Source organism: Marinobacter sp. L-13 (assembly GCF_056857715.1).
Map to the genome: position 1 here is coordinate 91,873 of NZ_JBSXNQ010000063.1, position 19,318 is coordinate 111,190.

At 57.4% G+C, this 19,318-nt stretch carries 15 protein-coding genes; 14 read left to right on the forward strand and 1 reads right to left on the reverse strand.

Annotation, left to right across the window (positions count from 1 at the left end; genetic code table 11):
- Positions 1–8 precede the first annotated feature (8 nt).
- The 12 genes from AC13DD_RS16175 (at position 9) to AC13DD_RS16230 (ending at position 12,758) form a co-directional block, all read left to right on the forward strand.
- Positions 9–2,114, forward strand: a complete 2,106-nt coding sequence (locus AC13DD_RS16175; protein ID WP_482931501.1) for a VWA domain-containing protein — start codon at positions 9–11, stop codon at positions 2,112–2,114.
- A 17-nt stretch (positions 2,115–2,131) separates the two neighbouring features.
- Positions 2,132–2,974, forward strand: coding sequence for an AAA family ATPase (locus AC13DD_RS16180; RefSeq protein ID WP_014577232.1), 843 nt, complete (start codon positions 2,132–2,134; stop codon positions 2,972–2,974).
- 34 nt (positions 2,975–3,008) lie between these two features.
- Positions 3,009–4,187, forward strand: coding sequence for a vWA domain-containing protein (locus AC13DD_RS16185; protein ID WP_482931484.1), 1,179 nt, complete (start codon positions 3,009–3,011; stop codon positions 4,185–4,187).
- 345 nt (positions 4,188–4,532) lie between these two features.
- A complete protein-coding gene (locus tag AC13DD_RS16190) occupies positions 4,533–5,081 on the forward strand; it encodes an AraC family transcriptional regulator (protein ID WP_338354904.1) in 549 nt (182 codons plus the stop codon).
- A 6-nt stretch (positions 5,082–5,087) separates the two neighbouring features.
- Positions 5,088–6,494 (forward strand): tetratricopeptide repeat protein, encoded by a 1,407-nt coding sequence (locus tag AC13DD_RS16195; RefSeq protein ID WP_482931485.1) that lies wholly within the window; start codon positions 5,088–5,090, stop codon positions 6,492–6,494.
- Positions 6,491–9,298 (forward strand): tetratricopeptide repeat protein, encoded by a 2,808-nt coding sequence (locus AC13DD_RS16200; protein ID WP_482931486.1) that lies wholly within the window; start codon positions 6,491–6,493, stop codon positions 9,296–9,298. The genes AC13DD_RS16195 and AC13DD_RS16200 overlap by 4 nt, the downstream gene beginning before the upstream one ends.
- Positions 9,288–9,770, forward strand: a complete 483-nt coding sequence (locus AC13DD_RS16205) for a hypothetical protein (protein WP_273085458.1) — start codon at positions 9,288–9,290, stop codon at positions 9,768–9,770. Before AC13DD_RS16200 ends, AC13DD_RS16205 begins: the two co-directional genes overlap by 11 nt.
- Complete coding sequence (locus AC13DD_RS16210; RefSeq protein ID WP_273018012.1) at positions 9,771–10,118, forward strand: hypothetical protein; 348 nt, start codon at positions 9,771–9,773, stop codon at positions 10,116–10,118.
- 13 nt (positions 10,119–10,131) lie between these two features.
- Entirely contained in the window at positions 10,132–10,758 is a 627-nt protein-coding gene (locus tag AC13DD_RS16215) for a MotA/TolQ/ExbB proton channel family protein (RefSeq protein WP_062784122.1), read from the forward strand.
- Positions 10,755–11,285 (forward strand): biopolymer transporter ExbD, encoded by a 531-nt coding sequence (locus AC13DD_RS16220; RefSeq protein ID WP_273085462.1) that lies wholly within the window; start codon positions 10,755–10,757, stop codon positions 11,283–11,285. Before AC13DD_RS16215 ends, AC13DD_RS16220 begins: the two co-directional genes overlap by 4 nt.
- Positions 11,282–11,770 carry a biopolymer transporter ExbD gene (locus tag AC13DD_RS16225; protein WP_273018013.1) on the forward strand — a complete coding sequence of 163 codons (489 nt, stop codon included), beginning with the start codon at positions 11,282–11,284 and terminating at the stop codon, positions 11,768–11,770. Before AC13DD_RS16220 ends, AC13DD_RS16225 begins: the two co-directional genes overlap by 4 nt.
- On the forward strand, positions 11,763–12,758 hold the full coding sequence (locus tag AC13DD_RS16230) for an AgmX/PglI C-terminal domain-containing protein (protein ID WP_273157924.1): 996 nt from the start codon (positions 11,763–11,765) through the stop codon (positions 12,756–12,758). The genes AC13DD_RS16225 and AC13DD_RS16230 overlap by 8 nt, the downstream gene beginning before the upstream one ends.
- A 47-nt stretch (positions 12,759–12,805) precedes the next feature.
- Here the strand turns inward: AC13DD_RS16230 and AC13DD_RS16235 are convergent, their stop codons facing one another.
- Positions 12,806–13,291, reverse strand: coding sequence for a MaoC/PaaZ C-terminal domain-containing protein (locus tag AC13DD_RS16235; RefSeq protein ID WP_482931487.1), 486 nt, complete (start codon positions 13,289–13,291; stop codon positions 12,806–12,808).
- Positions 13,292–13,491: 200 nt separating this feature from the next.
- Between AC13DD_RS16235 and AC13DD_RS16240 the strand changes: the two genes are divergently transcribed.
- Positions 13,492–15,168, forward strand: a complete 1,677-nt coding sequence (locus AC13DD_RS16240) for an AMP-binding protein (protein ID WP_482931488.1) — start codon at positions 13,492–13,494, stop codon at positions 15,166–15,168.
- Between the two features lie 123 nt (positions 15,169–15,291).
- Positions 15,292–19,227: an ATP-dependent RNA helicase HrpA gene (gene hrpA / locus AC13DD_RS16245; protein WP_482931489.1), complete on the forward strand. Its 3,936-nt coding sequence runs from the start codon at positions 15,292–15,294 to the stop codon at positions 19,225–19,227.
- Positions 19,228–19,318: the final 91 nt, after the last annotated feature.

Below are 19,318 nucleotides of genomic sequence, written 5' to 3' on the forward strand. Positions count from 1 at the left end.
TGAGAGAGATGACATCGAGATGGTTTGGGCTGGTTGCAATTTGCTTCGTGCTCAGTCTGCCAGCCGGGCTGAATGCCCAGGAGAGCGACGATGTTCAACTGCCGGAGCAGTCGGACGTCCGGATCATAGTCGACATCTCGGGCTCCATGAAAGACACCGATCCGAACAACCTGCGACAGCCCGCCGTGCGTCTGCTGGCCCGGCTGTTGCCAGAGGGGGCCTCCGCGGGTGTCTGGACCTTCGGGCAATATGTCAACATGCTGGTGCCGCACCGTGAGGTGACCAACGCATGGCGGGAAATTGCCATTCAGCGCTCAGCTCAGATTAACTCGGTCGCACTCAGAACAAACCTTGGCGCGGCTATTGAGACAGCCAGCGATGATTATTTCACAGACGGCGATCTGAGCCGGACCCACTTCATACTGCTGACCGACGGCAAGGTCGATATCTCCGACGATCCTGCAAAGAATACCGCAGAGGAAACTCGGATTTTGGATACGATTGTCGCTGATCTCATCGAAAGGGGCGCTACCTTTCACCCCGTAGCTCTCTCTGAGGCCGCCGATACCGACTTTCTGAAAGCGTTGGCGACAGACTCCGGCGGTCGTTTCCAGGTGGCGGATACAGCAGAAGCGCTGAACCTGGCATTTCTTCAGGCGTTGAATACCGCGGTCCCACAGGAGCAGATTCCCATTGAGGGCAATGGCTTTACTGTGGACGAGGGCGTTCGTGAGTTTACCGCCCTGATTTTCTGGGGCGAGTCTGAAACCTCTGCCACCCGGGAGCTTGCCCTCGTGCGCCCGGACGATCGGGTCGTTAATCTTTCGGAGTTTCCCGACAACGTCCGGTGGGCCAGGGAAGCCGGTTACGATCTTATTACGGTCAATGAGCCGTTGGCAGGGCAGTGGCGCATTAATGGCGAACTCGGAGAGGGCAGCCGGGTTACGGTCGTTAGCGATCTGAGGATGGTGGTCAATCCTCTACCTCCATCATTCACATTGCAGGAGCCCCTCAAGCTCCGGGTCGGCTTTTTCGAAGAAGGGGAGAAAATCACTAATCCCGATTTTCTGGGTGTGATTGAGGTCAGCCTCAGTATCACCTCCGAGGATGGCAGAAGTGGAACCAAGGTATTGTCGGGAGAGCAGCCGCCGGAAGACGGCACCTACCGGGATACGGTAAGTCGTTTGCCAGCCGCGGGCCTCTACACCTTTGCCGTGGTGGCCGATGGCCAGACCTTCAGCCGCAAGTTCAGCGCCACCGTCGGGTTTACGATGCCTGAAGGGGCTGAGCCGGCTGAATCGCCGGAGCCGCAGGTGACAGAACCGGCGCTCGCCCCTGAGCAGTCTGAACCGGAGCCGCCGGTGTCTGAGCCGGAGCAATCCGGGCCGGAACCGGCGATTACATCGCCCATCGACGTAAGCGAGGTGGAGGAGCCAGAGACGCCAGCGGTCCAGGAGCCGGAACCGGCCCCTGAGGAGCCGGAAGACGCGGAACCTGCTTTTGCCGTGCCTTTGTGGATGGTCGGCGCAGCCGGCGGTGGGCTTCTCTTCATTGGCGGTCTGGTCTGGTTTGCCATCCGTAAGCGTAAACAGGATCAGCAGGCGCAAGAGAAAGCAGCATCTGAGCGCGAAACACTTGAGGATCTGCAGGACGAGCCCGAACCAGAACCAGAACCCGAGCCGGAGGCAGTTTCAGAGCCGGAAGAGGACGTCGAAGCCGAGGAAATCCCTGAGGTAACCGAGGAAGCATCTGAGGAGGATATGTCTGAGCTGGAGGCCGTTATTGATGAACATGAGGCCGCCCTGAAGTCGGAAGATGCAGCGCTTATGGAACCGGAGATTGAACCGACCGACGAACTGGAAGAGGACATCCCGGTAGCGGATACCCCGGTGGAGGAAGAGCCTGCGGAGTTGAATGAGGATATCCCGGAGCTGGAGGATATTGCCGATCCGTCCGACGCGGATGGGCCGGAAGATGATGATGAGGAGGAGTTCGGGCTTGAAGATTTCGATCTGTCCGAATTCGACGATTTACCCGATTATGATCAGGACGAGTCCGGATTGCCCGAAGACGACTCGAAGAAAAAACCTGATCAGAAAGACCAGAAAAAGTAACCAACAGGAACCAGACCATGAAGTTTACCGGTACCGAGAAGTATGTAGCCACCGATGACCTGCAAATGGCCGTCAACGCAGCGATTGCGCTTCAGCGCCCGCTGTTGATCAAGGGCGAGCCGGGCACCGGGAAAACCCTGCTGGCCGAGGAAATGGCCGCCGCCCTCGGGATGAGACTGATCCCCTGGCACATCAAGTCCACCACCAAGGCCCAGCAGGGCCTGTACGAGTACGATGCGGTTTCCCGTCTGCGGGACTCCCAGTTGGGTGATGAAAAGGTCAAGGACATCAGCAACTACATTGTAAAGGGCAAACTTTGGGAGGCCTTTGAGGCTGATGAGCAGGTTGTGTTGCTGATTGATGAAATCGACAAAGCGGATATCGAATTCCCCAACGACCTGTTGCTGGAGCTCGACCGTATGGAGTTCTTTGTCTATGAGACTCAGAAGTTGGTTAAGGCAAAGAAACGCCCGATCGTGGTGATCACCAGTAACAACGAAAAAGAACTGCCGGATGCCTTTCTGCGCCGGTGCTTCTTCCACTACATCAGCTTCCCGGACCACGACACCATGCAGAATATCGTGGACGTGCATTTCCCGGACTTGCAGCAGGAAATCGTTCGCGATGCTCTGGAAGTTTTCTTCGATGTGCGCAAGGTCCCGGGCCTCAAGAAGAAGCCGTCCACCTCGGAGCTGATTGACTGGCTGAAACTGCTGATGGCTGATGAGCTGTCGGCGAAAATGTTGCAGGAGAAGGATTCCAGTTCGGCGCTGCCGCCTCTTTATGGTGCTCTGGTGAAGAACGAGCAGGATGTTCACCTGTTGCAGAAGCTCGCGTTTATGGCCCGTCGTCGCAGCTGATTCTCGGCAAGAACACTGGCAAGAGTCACGTTTTATGTTGATTGATTTTTTTCTTGAAGTTCGGCGCGCGAAGGTGCCTGCCAGTTTGAGGGAATTCCTGGATCTTCTGGAAGCCCTGCAGAAGAGGCTCGCCTTTGCGAATATGGAAGAGTTCTACTACCTCGCTCGCCTCTGCCTGGTTAAGGACGAGCGCCACTTCGACAAGTTTGACCGTGCCTTCCAGGCTTACTTTGAAGGTATCGAGAACCTCGACGGCCTGCTGGAAGCCCTGATTCCGGACGATTGGTTGAGGGCCGAGTTCGAGAAGCACTTGTCTGAGGAAGAGAAGGCCAAGATTGATTCTCTGGGAGGTCTTGAGGAGCTTATCGAAACCTTCAAGAAGCGAATGGAAGAGCAGGAAGAGCGCCACGCCGGTGGCAACAAATGGATCGGAACCGGCGGCACTTCACCATTCGGAGCGAACGGCTATAACCCCGAAGGCTTCCGTATTGGCCAGAAGAATGGCCGCCACGGCAGGGCCGTTAAAGTCTGGGAAAAACGCGAGTTCAAGGATCTGGACGACAGCGTGACTCTGGGCATACGGAACATCAAGGTGGCGCTGCGTCGGTTACGTAAGTTCGCCCGCCAGGGTGCGGCAGACCAGCTGGATATGGACGACACGATTCGTTCCACTGCCCGCAATGCCGGTTATCTGGATCTGAAGATGGTGCCCGAACGGCATAACGCTGTGAAAGTGCTGATCTTCTTCGATGTGGGCGGCTCCATGGATCCCCACGTTCGTGTCTGTGAGGAGCTGTTTTCGGCCGCACGGCTCGAATTCAAGCACATGGAATATTTCTATTTCCACAATTTCGTCTATGAAAGTGTCTGGAAAAATAATATCCGGCGGATGAATGAAACCACCAGCACCTGGGACATTCTTCACAAGTACACGCCCGACTACAAAGTGATCTTTGTCGGCGACGCGACCATGGCGCCCTATGAGATCTCCCATCCCGGTGGCTCGATTGAGCACTGGAACGAGGAAGCAGGCGCCACCTGGTTCCAGCGCATCACCGAGCACTTCCGTAAGGTCGTCTGGATCAATCCGCTCCCGGAGAGTTACTGGGGTAGCGGTGGTTCGTTGGGTATGACCAGGCAGCTCGTTAACGATCACATGTACCCGTTAACCGTTGAAGGCCTTGAATCGGCCATGAAGCAGCTGAGTAAATAAAAAAAGCCGATGCGGTTGAGGGCATCGGCAAAGCTCGGCATATCAAGCGGGGTTGCCCGAAGGCACTCCCGCCGCTTTCCAGTGAGCAAATACGGGGCCAGTTGAATTAAAAGCTGCTAAAACAGTCGTTTAAAATTCAGCTTATCCGCTTAGGTTTTAACTTGCTCCGATAACTCTCTTCACCCTGTCAAATAAGTCGACACTCTTCTCAATTTTTAACTGCCGGACTCGCGTTTTTCATTTGGTGATCTGGATACCGTTCTTGGCGGTTACCAAGTGTTACGCTTTCTGCCGATCTGTTACAGAAGTTTGCATGAGTTACAGAGGCTGCAGGGCAGGAGGCTTATGTTCGGCACACGAAAATCACAGAGGCGACGGATAGCACGCCAAAGGTTAGTCCGCTTCGGTGCAGTGGTTCTGTCATTGCTGGCTGTCTCGGCTGTAGCCGCCAACGGGCTTGACGAGGAACTCGAACGCTTGAGTGCCGAGGTCGCCAGTCATTCGGAGCGCGTCTTCGCCCTTGAGCAGAAGGTCCTGCATCCAGCGAATACCAGACTGGCAGTTTTTCTGACACTTCAAAGCCGGGATGCGCTCGATCTTGATTCCGTCGAGCTCTTCGTGAATGGCCAACCTGTCGCTTCCCACCTTTATTCCGATAGAGAGCGGACATCGCTTGAACGCGGCGGAATCCAGCAGTTGTTTACCGGGAACCTGGAAAACGGCGAGCATGAGTTGAAAACGGTGATTACCGCTCGCTCCGCCGATGATGATTTCGTGCGGCGGGAATCCACCCATAAGTTCAGAAAACGCCCCGGCGTACTCCGTTTGCAGATGAGTCTGGAAGCCCGGGCGCCCGATTACGAACCTCGGGTTTCTTTCGTGGAGTGGGAGTAGGGCGCCATGATGCTCCGGGTCCTCCTGTTTGTGTTACCTCTGACTGTTTCCGGCTTTTCCGGGGCGGCCACGCCGGTAATGCCGGATGATGTCCTTTCTGGTCTCAAGCAATTCCGGCAGGCGGGAGAAGTCGGCGTCGATCTTGGGGACAGACGACAGCAAGCGCTCTATGAAGATGCTGAGAAGGCACGAGCCGAAGGCCGCACCGATGAGGCCGGGCGCATCCTGGCCGGTATGAAAGAGGGCTACTGGGCGGCTCTGGGATACCTCAATCTTGCCAGTGATTACGCGAAATCCGATCTTAACCCGGCCAGAGCGCTGGTTGCTCTGCGGGTTGCGTTAGCCATGTCCGATGGTGACGCCGATTCTGAGCGTAGCCAGCATCTGGAGAATAATCTGTTGGTACGTGCGGGCTACCTTGCCTACCAGCACGGCGAATTCGATAAAGCGATCGGCTTTCTGGAGAAGGTCGATCTCGACAGTTTCAACACGCCGCGGGCCCTTTACCTGCACGGCTTGGCGCTGACAGAAAAAGGCAATCACCGGGCCGCTATGCAGAGCTGGCATCGAGCGAGGAAATATCCTTTGGCCTACCCGGGAGTTGCCGACGCATGGATAGGGATGGGGCGCGGCTACGATCTCTCCGGCTATCTCGGGCAGGCCGGAGAAGCCTACCTTGCGGCCAACGCTGCGTTCGAGAGTGAACGGGTCACGCTTCGTAAACTTGCCGGCAAGATTCGCGAGCAGGGCGCCTACAAAACCCTGGTGGAAGATGCCAGGGAAACCGGGATTGACTGGTTTCTTGCCGACAGCCGCACCTTGACTCAACCGCGAATGGCCTATCTGTTGGGCTTCATGGAGGACGCTGACGTCCAGAGGGCCGCAGGGCGAGTGGCCGCTCTTCGTTCGATGGCGGTAAAACTTGAACGCCATGGTTACGATCTTGAGGTGTTTCAGGGGGCTCTGAGAGAACAGCTGGTCGGCATCCATCAGCAGGAATCCAGGCAAAGCACCGCTGATCTTAATGCGCGGGGGGCGGAGCTCGGTGCACGGCTGCTGCGCCTCGCGGATAGCGCCGGTCCCGGCCAGCAAGCCCGTATCGAGGCTCTCCAGAAAACCCTGACGGATGCCCAGACCCGTTTGAGCCAGGTCCGGAGCAAGGCATCGGGGCAACCGGAAATCCTGGAACGGTTACGTCACTCTGCCGCTGCGCTGACAGAGCGCAACGAAGCGCTGTTAGTGTCTGCTCGTCAGTTGCTTGAAGCATCTGAGACGGCGTTGGACGATTTGGCTCTCGACTATGTCGAAGCCAGTGACCAGCAGATGGCCTTCGCACTGGACAAAACCGAACAGCAGATAGCTCACCTGTATGAATATCTCGCCCTTCAGAACCTGGAGGAGACCCAACCATGATCCGGCCGTTTCAGAGCTTCTGCCTTTCCTTACTGCTGGCAGCGCCGGCTGTGGCGCAGGAATCTTTTCGTGTGGAACTGGGCCGGGACGGCGAGACCATCGGGGATATGCGCCCGGTGTTCCTGACCTTTGAAAGCCGGCCGATGCCGGCCATCTCGCCTTCGGAAGTTGCTCGTCGTTACCATCGCCTGTTCCGGACATCCGACGAGCCAGAGGTCCGGATTGATGCCCTTAACCGCCTGAGTAATATCCGGGATCGTTCAGGTGAAGACATAGGGTTTTCTCCGGCTGAAGAGGAAAGGGTCTACAGTGAGGCGATCAGCAGTTACGAATCCATCCTTGCGCGCGGCTCCTATGGTGGGCGGCTGGATGAACTGCTTTACCAGATGGCCAAGGCCCATGCCCTGACAGGACAGCAGGATGCGTCTATCCAGAGGCTGAAACAGCTGGTGGGGCTCTACCCTGATTCCCCTTTGGTACCGGAGGCCCGGTTCCGGTTGGCGGAATCCGCCTTTGCTGCTGGCCAGTACGCTGAGGCAGAAAGCGGCTACCGGCAATTGATTGAATCCGGCGACAGCGAAGAGTTCAGCACCAAGGCCCGATACATGCTTGGCTGGAGCCAGTTCAAACAGGGCCCGTCTGCATGGAACAGGGCCGCAGGCACGTTTGTCGAGGTTCTGGACGAGTTTCTGCCGCAGGAACAGAGCCTTGCGTCGGTCAGTGAATCCAGTGTTGATACCATCGACGATACCTTCCGGGTGCTGGCATTGATGGCGGCCCGAAAGGGTGGGCCGGACACCCTCATTGCGTGGCTGGATAAGGCCCAGCCGCGCCCCTGGGAACACCTGTTGTTCGACCGGCTCGCGGATTATTACGCCATCCAGGGCGAGACCAGGGCCAGTGTTGCCGCTAACCGGGCCTTCATCGAGTCTTCCCCGAATCACCATTCCGTTCCCGCCTTTCGGTTGCAGGTGGTGGATGTCTGGCAAGGGGCGGGTGACGCGGAGCGGGTTCGTACGGCCCGGGCCCGATTCGTCCACAGCTATAGCCTGGATTCCGCCTTTGCCGGGCTGAATGGGAGCCAGCAGGACAAGTGGCGGAGCTTCAGCAGACGGCTGGCGGACTATCACTATGATTTGGGCGCCCGCTCGGCGGAACAGGGGCAGGTTGCAAACTCTGAGTCTGCCTTTGCACAGGCTGCCACTTACTATGAAGGATTGGCGCCCCGGGTTGCCCAGAGCGGTGAGGTCTTGCGCCTTGCCGGGGATGCCCGATTGCAGGCGGGCCACTTTCCGAAGGCGCTGGCGAACTTTCGCAAGGCTGCCTATGAGGCGCCCGGTTACAGTGAGGCAGCAGATGCTGCCTGGGCCGCCGTCACTCTGTTGCGAGACGGCATCGACCAGCAGTACGGGGCTGCAGCGTTCAGGCCTGGTCTGGAGGATCTTTCAGACGAAGCCGATCGTTTTAACGAGCGATACGCGGGTGATAACAGGGTTTCCGGCCTGATGGCGGATCTGGCTGCCCGTTGGCTTGCTGCCGGCGAGCATGAGCGGGGGTTGCACTATGCTTCGCAGGTTCTTACCGCCCCCGGGGCATCGCCGGCAGAGCAATACGCTGCTTGGCAGGTAACGGCCCGGATCCGCCAGAAAGAGGGCGATTATGGACTGGCGGAACGTGCCTGGAATCAGGCGCTGGATCTTGCCGAGAGCGATCAGCTCAAGGATGTGACTGGCGACCAGCTGGCGGCGATTCGCAGGCAACTGGCGACAGCTGTCTATCGCCAGGGGGAAGTGGCAGCATTCCAGGGCAGGCTCGGAGAGGCTGTGGGTCATTTCCGGCGGGTTGATTCAGTGTTACCCGGCTCGGAAATCGCCATCCGGGCCCGTTACGACGCCGCCAACACCTTACTCAAAGCATCGGACTGGGGCGCTGCCGTCGGCGACCTGCAGAGTTTTCGCGCCGATTTTCCCCAGCACGAGCTTACTGCCGGCATCAGCGAAAAGCTGGTACATGCCTGGATTCAGTCTGATGAACCCACCCGCGCGGCGTCAGAATTATTGCAGGCCGCCGACAATCACGCTAACCCATGGAGCCTGAAGTTGCGGGCTGCGGAATTGTTGAATCAAGCCGGGAATGTAGCGGAACGAAATGCCCTTTACAGGGATTACCTTGCAACGGCTCCGAAGGCAGAGAGCGGGGCCGAACATGAACAGCTCCAGACATTCCGGCATCGCCTGGTAGAAACCGGCGACAATCCCGATGCCTGGAGGGAAGTACTGGTCCAGTCAGAGCTGGACAGCACCTGGCACACCGCCGACACCCTTGAGTGGGCCTCCCGGTCGTCACTGGTGCTCGGTGCCCGTGCGGCTGCAGTGTTTACCAGCATCAGACTGAGCCAGCCGCTGGAACATTCTCTGGCGCGCAAGCAAAAGGCGCTGGAATCGGCTCGACAGAGATTCCTGGATGCCGAAGCTCTGGGCGGCGAGCGAGTTCTGTCTGAATCGCTGTTCCGACGGGCCGAACTCTATCGTGGTCTGGCCAAAGACCTGATGGCATCCACGGTTCCGGCGGATTTGAATGAACTGGAGGCGATGCAGTATCAGATGTTACTGGAGGAAGAAGCTTTCCCATTCGAAGACAAAGCCATTCAACTTCATACGGAGAACCATCGCCGGATTACGGCCGAGGGGTATGACCCCTGGATAGGACGCAGTCTTGGCGTTCTTGCGGAGCTGCACCCGGGACGTTACGAGCGGAGTGTTAAGTGGCTTGGCTGGAATATGGAGATCAGGGATGGCGTGTAATTCAACGGGGAAAACGGGCCTGCCACTGGCGGCGCTTCTGGTGTTGCTCGTCGGCTGCGCCGGGCAGGAAGTCCGGCAGCCGGAGAAGCCCATCGGAAAGGATCCGGAACTGGCAGCAAGTTATGAACATGAGGGGCGGGTGGCCTTCGAAGAAGGTCGCAAAGGCGCGGCTGTGGATGCATGGCAAAAAGCCGTGGAGCTGGATCCGACCAGGGCTGTGACAGTCAACAACCTGGCGCTCGTTCTAAAGGACCAGTACCGATTCGCCGAAGCGGCCAGGCTACTGGAACTGGGCATCAGCCATTCGCCGGATGTGGCCGAGCTGCATTTTAATCTGGCGGTGATTGCCGAGCTCTATTTGCTGGATCTTCAGACTGCCCTTGAGCATTACAACCGCTACCGGCAGCTGACGGATAAAGAAGACCAGCAGGTGGCTGGCTGGATAGCAGATCTGGAACGGAGGCTGCAATAAATGGCTGATATCCGCAAAACTGCCAAAGTCGTCTTACGCGTACTGGCGCTGGTTGGCCTCCAGTTAATGCTCCTCAACCCGGCGCAGGCGGATCAGGACGAAGCGAACCGGCTGGCTGTTGAGGGTATATCCGCCAGCCTCGGCGAAGACGAGCCGCGGGTACTCTACATTCTGCCCTGGCAAGCCCCAAGCCTGCCAAAACGACCAAGGGCGGACCTGAATGACGAGGCGCCGGAACTGGTCCGGCCGGTGGATCCAGTCGTCCTCGAGCGTCACCGTCTGTTTCGTGAAAACCTTAATCCTCTCATCCTGAGCCCTGTTGGAGACTCAGGCCTGGCCGAGCAATAACCGGAGAACAATCATGCTGGACACGATCGTACGTTTTTTCCAGGAAGGTGGGCCCTTCATGTACCCCATCGCCATTGTCCTGGCATTGGGGTTGGCGATTACTCTGGAGCGGTTCTTATACCTCTCTGCGGTACGGCGGCGAAACCGGATTGCCTTTGAGCGGGGCATCCTGCCGCTGCTGAGGAAGCGGGACTATCAGCGGGCCATGAAAGCAGCCACAAACTCAGACAGTGCGATTGCCTCAATCATGGGGGCAGGCATCGGCCGTCTGCTGAGCAACAGTCGTAGGGAGGATATTGAGTACGCCATGGAAGAAGGCTTGATGGAAGTGCTGCCGCGCCTGGAAAAGCGTACCCAATATCTGGCAACCCTGGCCAACATCGCCACGTTGCTCGGCCTGCTGGGAACCATTATTGGTCTGATTGCTGCGTTTACTGCGGTGGCGGCGGCAGATCCTTCCCAGAAGGCCAGTCTGTTGTCCGAAAGTATTTCCGTGGCCATGAATACCACGGCTTTCGGCCTGATGTCGGCCATTCCGTTGCTCATGTTTCATGCGGTACTACAGACCCGAACCAATGAGATTGTCGACAGCTTTGAAATGGCCGGCGTGAAGTTGCTGAACATTGTGTCTGAAGCATGAGACGACGTCACCGAAGGTTAAGCGTATCGCCTGAGCTGGATATTACCGCCTTTCTCAATCTGATGATTGTGCTGGTACCTGTCCTGTTGCTGGGCATGGTATTCAGTCAGGTTCGAATGATTGAGCTGAATTTTCCGGGCATGGACGCTGGGGAAGCCCCGGCGCCCGAAGAGTTCCGTCTCGTGGTTACTTTGATTCCTGAAGGTATTGAAATCGCCGACAGTGATCGCGGCTTGATTCGTGTGTTGCCGACAGAAGAGGCAGTTCAAGACTTCGAAGGCCTGCGTCAGGTCCTTCGGCAGATAAAAAACCGGGTTCCCGAGAAGACCGATGTGGTTTTGGAAGTCGGGCAAGACATCGATTACCAGACACTGATCACGGCCATGGATACGGTCCGTTCTTATCCTGCTGTGGTTGCGGCCAGCGTGGTTGAGGGAGAGCTGTTTCCTGATGTCTCACTGATGGATGCGCCGGCAGACCGAAAGCTTGCCGCGAATGCCAGGCTTGAATCCGGAGAGGGCGCATGAAGACCTCGCGTAAGGCCAAAAGAATTCGTCGACATTACGGCCGTATGAAGAAGTCTGGGGGCCTGAACCTGGTGTCCCTGATGGACATCTTCACGATCCTGGTTTTCTTCCTCATGGTGAATTCGTCGGATGTGAAAGTGATGCAGAACACCGCGGACGTGCCACTGCCAAAGTCCACGGCGCAACAGGAGGCCGTTGAGAGCCTGACAGTCCAGATAACGGGCAATGCCATTCTCGTTCAGGGCAGCGAAGTTGCAAGACTGGAGGGTATCGAGATTGGTGATACCTATATCACTGGGCTTTCGGAAGAGCTTTCCTGGCGTCGCAGTCGCTGGTCTGAAATTCCCGAGGAGGGGCTTGACGTAACCATCATGGCGGGGCGCGACACCGACTACCGATTGCTTCGCAAGGTCATGCAGACCTGTGTTGATGAGCAGTACCGGCAGGTGCGGCTCGCTGTGGAACGGGAGGTCCGAAATGGCTGACAGCGGATGGTCTCGAATGGGCGATTCAGGGCTGCCATGGAGTCGTGATCAGGCCGAGAGTCGACGATTTACGGGCATCGTCTTGTTGGTGACGGCGCTGTTTTTGCCGCCCGCATTGCTAATTCCCATTCAGGATGTGCCGGAGATCGAGCGCAGCGAAGCCGAGACGATTCCCCCAAGGCTGGCTCGCCTGGTGGAGAAGCCGCAACCGGTGGTGACACCGGAGCCGGTGAAGCCCGAGGCGGAGCCCGAGCCCGAGCCGAAACCAGAAGTACAGCCTGAAAAGCCTGAAAAGCCGGAGCCGGAAGTTGCCGAGGTTGAACCTGCTCCGGAACCAGAGGTAAAACCTCAGGTAGCTTCGGAGCCAAAGCCGAAGCCAACGCAGACCATCGAGCAGGCGAGGGAGAAAGCGTCGAGATCGGGGCTGCTGTCGATGAGGGACAAGTTGGCATCACTCAGGTCCCCCGAACCAGCGCCGGCTCGAAAATTTTCGGTCAACACGGAAGCCAGCGCCCCGGATCGAGCCCGAGAGAATGAGGAATCGACGGAAGTTCTCGCTGGCAGTGGCGGAGTTGAAGATACGGTTGCTCCTGAAACAACCGTCGCTGTGGCTGAGCACGAGGTTAAAACAGTTGCGGCCCCCGTTGAAGAAACCAGGCAAGTGGCTGCTAAACCTGCCGAGACAGCCCCGTCCGCTGGTGAGCGGGCAATGAGCAATATTCGGAAAGTCTTCGATGCCCAGAAAACGGCACTTTATTCCATGTATCGGAGGGAACTCCGCCAGGACCCGACCCTGGAAGGCAAAGTCTTGCTGGAGCTGGTCATAGAGCCGGATGGCTCGGTTTCCGCCTGCGAGGTAGTCAGTTCGGAGCTTGGGCATGCCACCCTGGAACAACGGATTGCCATGCGGGTACGGCTATTCAATTTCGGGGCTGACAATGTTGAGCCCCGCAAGGTCAGGTTCCCGATTGATTTCCTGCCCGGGTGAAGCGTGTGATCGGGCGGCCATAAAAATGGCTGCCCGATTTTGAGTTCTCAGTGTTCGATGGCGATTTTCGGCAGTCGCGGTTTGTGCAGAGACACTTTTTCCGTCGGGGCGATCACCTTCGCTTCTCCGATGACCACCTTCTGTTCGTTTTGATTGCGCACGTCGCACTCCACTACAACCCGGCCTTTCGGCTCCTTGCGAAGGACTTTGAGATGAACGGTCAGGGTGTCGTCCAGTTTAACCGGCCGCTTGAACGAAAGACTCTGCTCCAGGTAAATGGTCCCAGGGCCTGGCATCACTGTTGCCAGGGCCGCCGAAATCAGCGAGCCGCTCCACATACCGTGGGCGATGCGTTCCTTGAACATGGAGCCTGCGGCAAATTCAGAGTCCAGGTGTACCGGGTTTACATCGCCGGAGACCGCTGCAAACAGCACCAGTTCGTCCTCGGTAAGGGTGCGTGTGAAGGTTGCGGTATCGCCTTCGTTCAGCTCGTCGTAGGTGATACTTTCCAGGGTATCAAGGGTATCGCTCATCGCGTGCTCCGCACTGTTGTCATTTGAGTACAGGTGTTCTGGTTGGTGTTCGGGTAAGAGTCTCGAAAACTACCTCATCGGTTACAAAACTGCTATTCTCTCCCCACTTTTTTGAGGCTGATACTTTTGTAGGGTTGATTTTTTGAGCAACCTGACATCGGTAAATCATTACAATCAAAAGCGCCAAACAGGAGATGGTGATGGATTTTGAGCAGTTCTATCAGGATAAATACCCCGCCGGCGTAACCCGCGAGGTGGACCTGAAGAAGTACAAAAGCATGGTGGATGTGTTCGAACAGTCGGTCAAAAAATTTGCCGACCGTCCAGCTTTCAGTGCTGTTGGTGCAACTCTCACTTACCGTGACCTCGACACCCAGAGCCGCAACTTTGCAGCCTGGCTGCAAAACAAGACCGATCTGAAACCTGGCGACCGCATCGCTGTGCAGATGCCAAACGTCAGCCAGTACCCGGTCGTTGTGTTTGGCGCAATGCGAGCTGGCCTGATTGTAGTGAATACCAACCCGCTTTATACCACGCGGGAAATGGAACATCAGTTCAACGATTCCGGAGCCAAGGCGCTGGTGGTTCTGGCGAACATGGCCGAGAACGCCGAGAAGGTGTTGCCGCACACTGGCATTGAGCACGTGATTGTTACCGAAATCGCGGATATGCACTCGCCAATCAAGCGCACGCTGATGAATGCCGTGGTCAAGCACGTTAAAAAGATGGTGCCGCCGTTCAATCTGCCCCAGGCCCACAAGCTGCCTGCCGTTCTGAGTGCCGGCGCCCGTGAAAAATTCACCCCGGTAGAGTGCAAGCAGGACGACATTGCCGTGCTTCAGTACACCGGCGGAACGACCGGTGTGGCGAAAGGCGCGATGCTGACTCACGGCAACCTGGTAGCCAATCTGCTGCAGACCCGTCCTATGATGGAAGACATGGTGGTTGAAGGTCAGGAGGTTGTTATCGCGCCGCTGCCGCTCTACCACATTTATTCCTTTACCCTGAACTGCGGCATCATGCTCGAGGCCGGCGCGCACAACGTGCTGATTCCGAACCCGCGTGATATCCCAGGCTTTGTGAAAGAGCTGAAGAACCACAAGTTTACCGCGTTCCTGGGCCTGAACACGCTCTTTGTCGCGCTTTGCAACAACGAAGACTTCCAGGATCTGGACTTCAGCAGCCTGAAGCTGACGTCCTCGGGCGGCATGGCGCTGACAAGCGACACCGCCAAGATGTGGGAGCGGGTCACCGGATGCGAGATCTGTGAGGGCTTCGGTATGACCGAAACCTCCCCGGTTGTGACCTTTAACCCCCATAGCGCCATTCAGATCGGCACCATCGGCCTGCCAATTCCGTCCACCCAGGTCATAACCCTCGATGAAGAAGGCAATGAGACGCCCCTGGGCGAGCCGGGCGAACTCTGCGTAAAAGGACCGCAGGTTATGCGCGGTTACTGGCAGCGCCCTGAGGACACCCAGAAATCTTTCACCGACGATGGCTACCTGCGCACCGGCGATATCGCCCTGATCCAGGAAGACGGCTATATCCGCATTGTTGATCGCAAGAAAGACATGATCATTGTCTCTGGCTTCAACGTGTTCCCGAATGAGATCGAAGACGTGGTCAGCAGCCATCCGAAAGTAGTCGAGTGCGCCGCGGTTGGCGTTCCCGATGCCAAGAGCGGTGAGGCGGTCAAGGTTTACCTGGTGCCGACGGCTGAAGGCGTGACGGAAAACGAGCTGAAGGAGTTTTGTCGCGAGCGGCTAACCGCCTACAAGGTTCCCAAGAAATTCGAGTTCCGGGACGAGCTGCCCAAGACAAATGTGGGCAAGATCCTGCGCCGTGAACTGCGGGACGAGGCGAACAATAAGTAAGCCTCCCTGCCAGTGGATCAAGGAATACCCCGCTTTGGCGGGGTTTTTCCGTTTTTAAGACACCGACTTTCCCGATAGACTGTCGCCCAATCGAATCCGAGTGAGCGCTATTCCGGCAATTCAATGACAGAAACCCGTTCCGATACTCCGAGCACACCGAAACCCAAGCCCGATGGCGAAGCCGCTGTTAGAGCGATGATGGAGCAGCTGGACGCCTGCAATCAGCAGGAAGCCGCCCGCATTGTGAAAACGGTGGCCCGTACCAAGGGCAAACCGGGCCAGAAAGACCTGGAGAAAATGGCCAGCTGGCTGGAGCGCGGGCTTGAAAAGGTTCAGCAACGCCATGCCCTGCACAAGCCGGCCAGCTTCCCCGAGGGCCTTCCGGTCTCTGAGCGTGTGGATGATATCCGTGAGGCCATCGAAAACCATCAGGTGGTAATCATTGCGGGTGAAACCGGTTCTGGCAAAACCACCCAGATACCCAAAATCTGCATGAACAGTGGTCGTGGTATTCGTGGCCTGATCGGTCATACCCAGCCCCGGCGGATCGCCGCCCGCAGTGTGGCTGCCCGTATTGCCGAGGAGATAGGTGAGCAGACCGGTCAGCAGATCGGCTATCAGGTTCGTTTCACCGACAACACCTCCGAGCAGTCACGGGTGAAGGTGATGACCGACGGCATCCTGCTGGCGGAGGTTCAGCACGACCGGTTTCTGGACCGGTACGATACGATCATCATCGATGAAGCCCACGAGCGCAGTCTCAACATCGATTTTCTGCTGGGCTACCTGCGCCAGCTTTTGCCCAAACGCCCGGATCTGAAGGTCATCATTACGTCGGCCACCATTGAGGTCGAGCGCTTCAGCGAGTTCTTCGACAAGGCGCCCGTGATCGAGGTGAGCGGCCGAACCTATCCGGTGGACGTGCGCTATCGGCCACTGACCGGAGATGAAGACGACCGGGATCAGGGTTGGACGGATGGCGTGCTGGGTGCCCTTGATGAAATCGAACAGCACGAGCGTAGCCAGAAACAGCCGCCTGGAGATATTCTGGTTTTTCTGCCCGGCGAGCGCGAGATTCGCAACCTCAGCAAGGTTCTTCGCCACGTCGACCTGCGCCATACCGAAGTGCTTCCGCTGTATTCCCGATTGAGCAACGCCGAGCAGAATCGGGTTTTCCAGTCCCACAAGGGGCGACGGATCGTGCTCTCGACGAACGTGGCGGAAACCTCGTTGACGGTGCCGGGCATTCGTTACGTGATCGATACCGGGGTTGCCCGGATCAGCCGCTACAGTGTGCGCTCGAAGATCCAGCGCTTGCCGGTGGAACCGATTTCCCAGGCCAGCGCCAATCAGCGGGCAGGACGTTGTGGCCGGGTGGCCCCGGGTATCTGTTTCCGGCTTTACGACGAGACGGATTTTATCAACCGCCCGGAATACACCGATCCGGAAATACTGCGCACCAACCTGGCGTCGGTCATTCTGCAGATGGCCACTTCAGGTTTGGGGGAGATTCGCCAGTTCCCATTTCTTGAGGCGCCGGATAAGCGCCAGGTAAACGACGGCTACAAGCTCCTTGAAGAGTTGGGCGCGGTGGATGACAAACGCCGCGTCACCCGACTTGGTCGAACCATGGCACGGCTGCCTCTGGACCCGCGCCTGGCCAGGATGCTGGTCACTGCCGCCGAGCTGGGGAGTCTTTCGGAAACGCTGGTGATCATTGCCGGGCTGAGTATTCAGGACCCCCGGGAACGCCCCCAGGACAAACAGCAGGCTGCGGATCAGGCCCACGCGCCTTTCAATGACAAAGAATCCGATTTTCTGACGCTACTGAATGTCTGGAACTTCTACGAAGAACAGCGTCAGGAATTGTCCCAGAATCAACTCAAGAAGGTCTGCCAGAAGAGTTTCCTGAGTTGGATGCGAATGCGGGAATGGCGGGACATCCATCGCCAGCTCACGCTGATCTGCCGGGAACAAAAATTGGCGGTCAACAAGGATGCCGCCAGTTACGAAGCGCTGCACAAGGCGATTCTGGCGGGTCTCCTGGGCCAAGTGGCGGTGAAAGTGGAGAAAAAGGAATACCTGGCAACACGAAACCGGAAAGTCCTGATCTTTCCCGGTTCGAAGGTCGCCAAGACTGGCCCGAAATGGATTGTGGCCACCGAGATCGTGGAGACCAGTCGGGTGTTCGCCCGGGTGGTGGCCTCTATTCAACCGGAGTGGATTGAGCCCCTGGCCGGACATATCGTCAAGCACCACTACTTTGAGCCCCACTGGGAGCAGAAGCGGGCCCAGGTGATGGGCTATGAAAAGGTGACCCTTTACGGCCTCGATATCGTGGCCAAGCGCCGCATTCCTTACGCCAAGGTGGATCCGGCGGAATGCCGAAATCTGTTTATCCGGCGAGCCCTTGTGGAGGGGGATTACCGATCAAAGGCGCCATTTATCGCCCGTAACAGAGAAATGCTCGACACGGTTGAGAATCTGGAGAAGAAGACCCGGCGGCGTGACCTGCTCGTTGATGATGAAGTGCTGGTGGCCTTCTATGATGAACGCCTGCCGTCAGACATCATCAGTGGCAGGCACTTCGAGACCTGGTGGAAAGGGCTGCCGGCGGAACAGTTGAAAGAACTGGAGCTCACCGAAACCGACATTCTTCAGCGACCGGTTGATGCCAAGGCCGCTGACCTTTACCCGGACTATCTGGAGTGGGAGGGTGTTCGTTACCCACTGAGCTACGAGTTCGAACCCTCCAGTGAAAAGGACGGCGTTACGCTCCAGGTGCCCTTGATGGCGCTCAAGCAGATACCGTCCCGTCGCCTGGAATGGCTGGTGCCGGGACTGTTGAGGGAGAAGTGCATTGCCCTGGTGAAATCCTTGCCCAAGGCATTGCGCCGGAATTTCGTTCCGGTGCCGGATTTCGTTGATGCCGCTCTCGAAAATCTTCAGCCTTCCAACGAACCGCTGACGCTTCAGCTTGGCGAGCAGTTGCGGCGCATGACCGGCGTGCAGATTGATCCTGATGCCTGGACCGATAGCGAATTGCCAAAACACTTGCGGATGAACCTTCGCGTTATGGGTGACGGCGGTCGCGCCATTGCAGAGAGCCGAGAAACGGCAGATCTTCAGCACCAGCTTGAGGGTCAGGCCGAGCAGGCGCTGGCCTCGGCGACTCAGGATGATGCGGCAACGGAACCGAGTGGCGAGTACACGGAATGGCAGTTCGGCGCATTGCCTGAACAGGTACAGACAGAAAAAGGCGGTATGCAGGTTACTGTGTATCCCGCCCTTGAGGACCTGGGTAAGCAGGTACGCCAGATCCGTTGTCTTGACCGGCTGACCGCTGAAGATACGACTCGGAAGGCTATCGCCCGCTTGATCATTAATCGGTTTGGCCGAACCCTTGATGATCTGGAGCGCAAGCTTCCCCGGTTTAAACAATCTGCGCTGATGTTTGCTCCGGTGGGTCAGTCGAAAGTGTTGTTGGACGATCTGCTGTTGGCGACCGCCATGCAGCACTTTCTTACGGACGAAATTCCGAGGACAGCAGAGGGCTTCGACAGGGTGTTTGATGCTCACCGAGGGGATTTCATTCCTGCACTGGAGCAGGCAGACGAACGGTTGTATCAGGCCATGTCCGGTTACCAGAAAGTGGCGAAACAGTTAAAAGGTAAGATCAATCTGGCCATGGCCAACAGCATGGCGGATCTCAAGTTTCAGCTGCAGAACCTTGTGTATCCAGGATTCCTGGTTGAGACGCCGCCAGAGTGGCTGGCGGAGTTCGGGCGCTATTTTGAGGCGGCTCTGGTTCGGCTGGAGAAGATGCCCCGGGAAATGGGCCAGGAACGGGAATTTCTCCACACCATTGAGCCGCTCTGGTCCCGGTATGCTGTCAAGCGGGACGAACAGCAACGGCAGGGCGTTCGAGACCCCGAGCTGGTGCTGTACCGCTGGATGCTGGAAGAATTCCGGGTGTCGTTTTTTGCACAGCAACTGGGCACGGTGATGACTGTGTCCGTAAAACGATTGGACCGGCAGTGGGAGAAAACGAAGGTCTGAGGCAGTAACGGGCGCACCAATCCGGTGCCCATGACTGATACCCGACGGGCAAAACCCCGATACTGTGTTAGTATTTCCGGCAGTAGGTCAA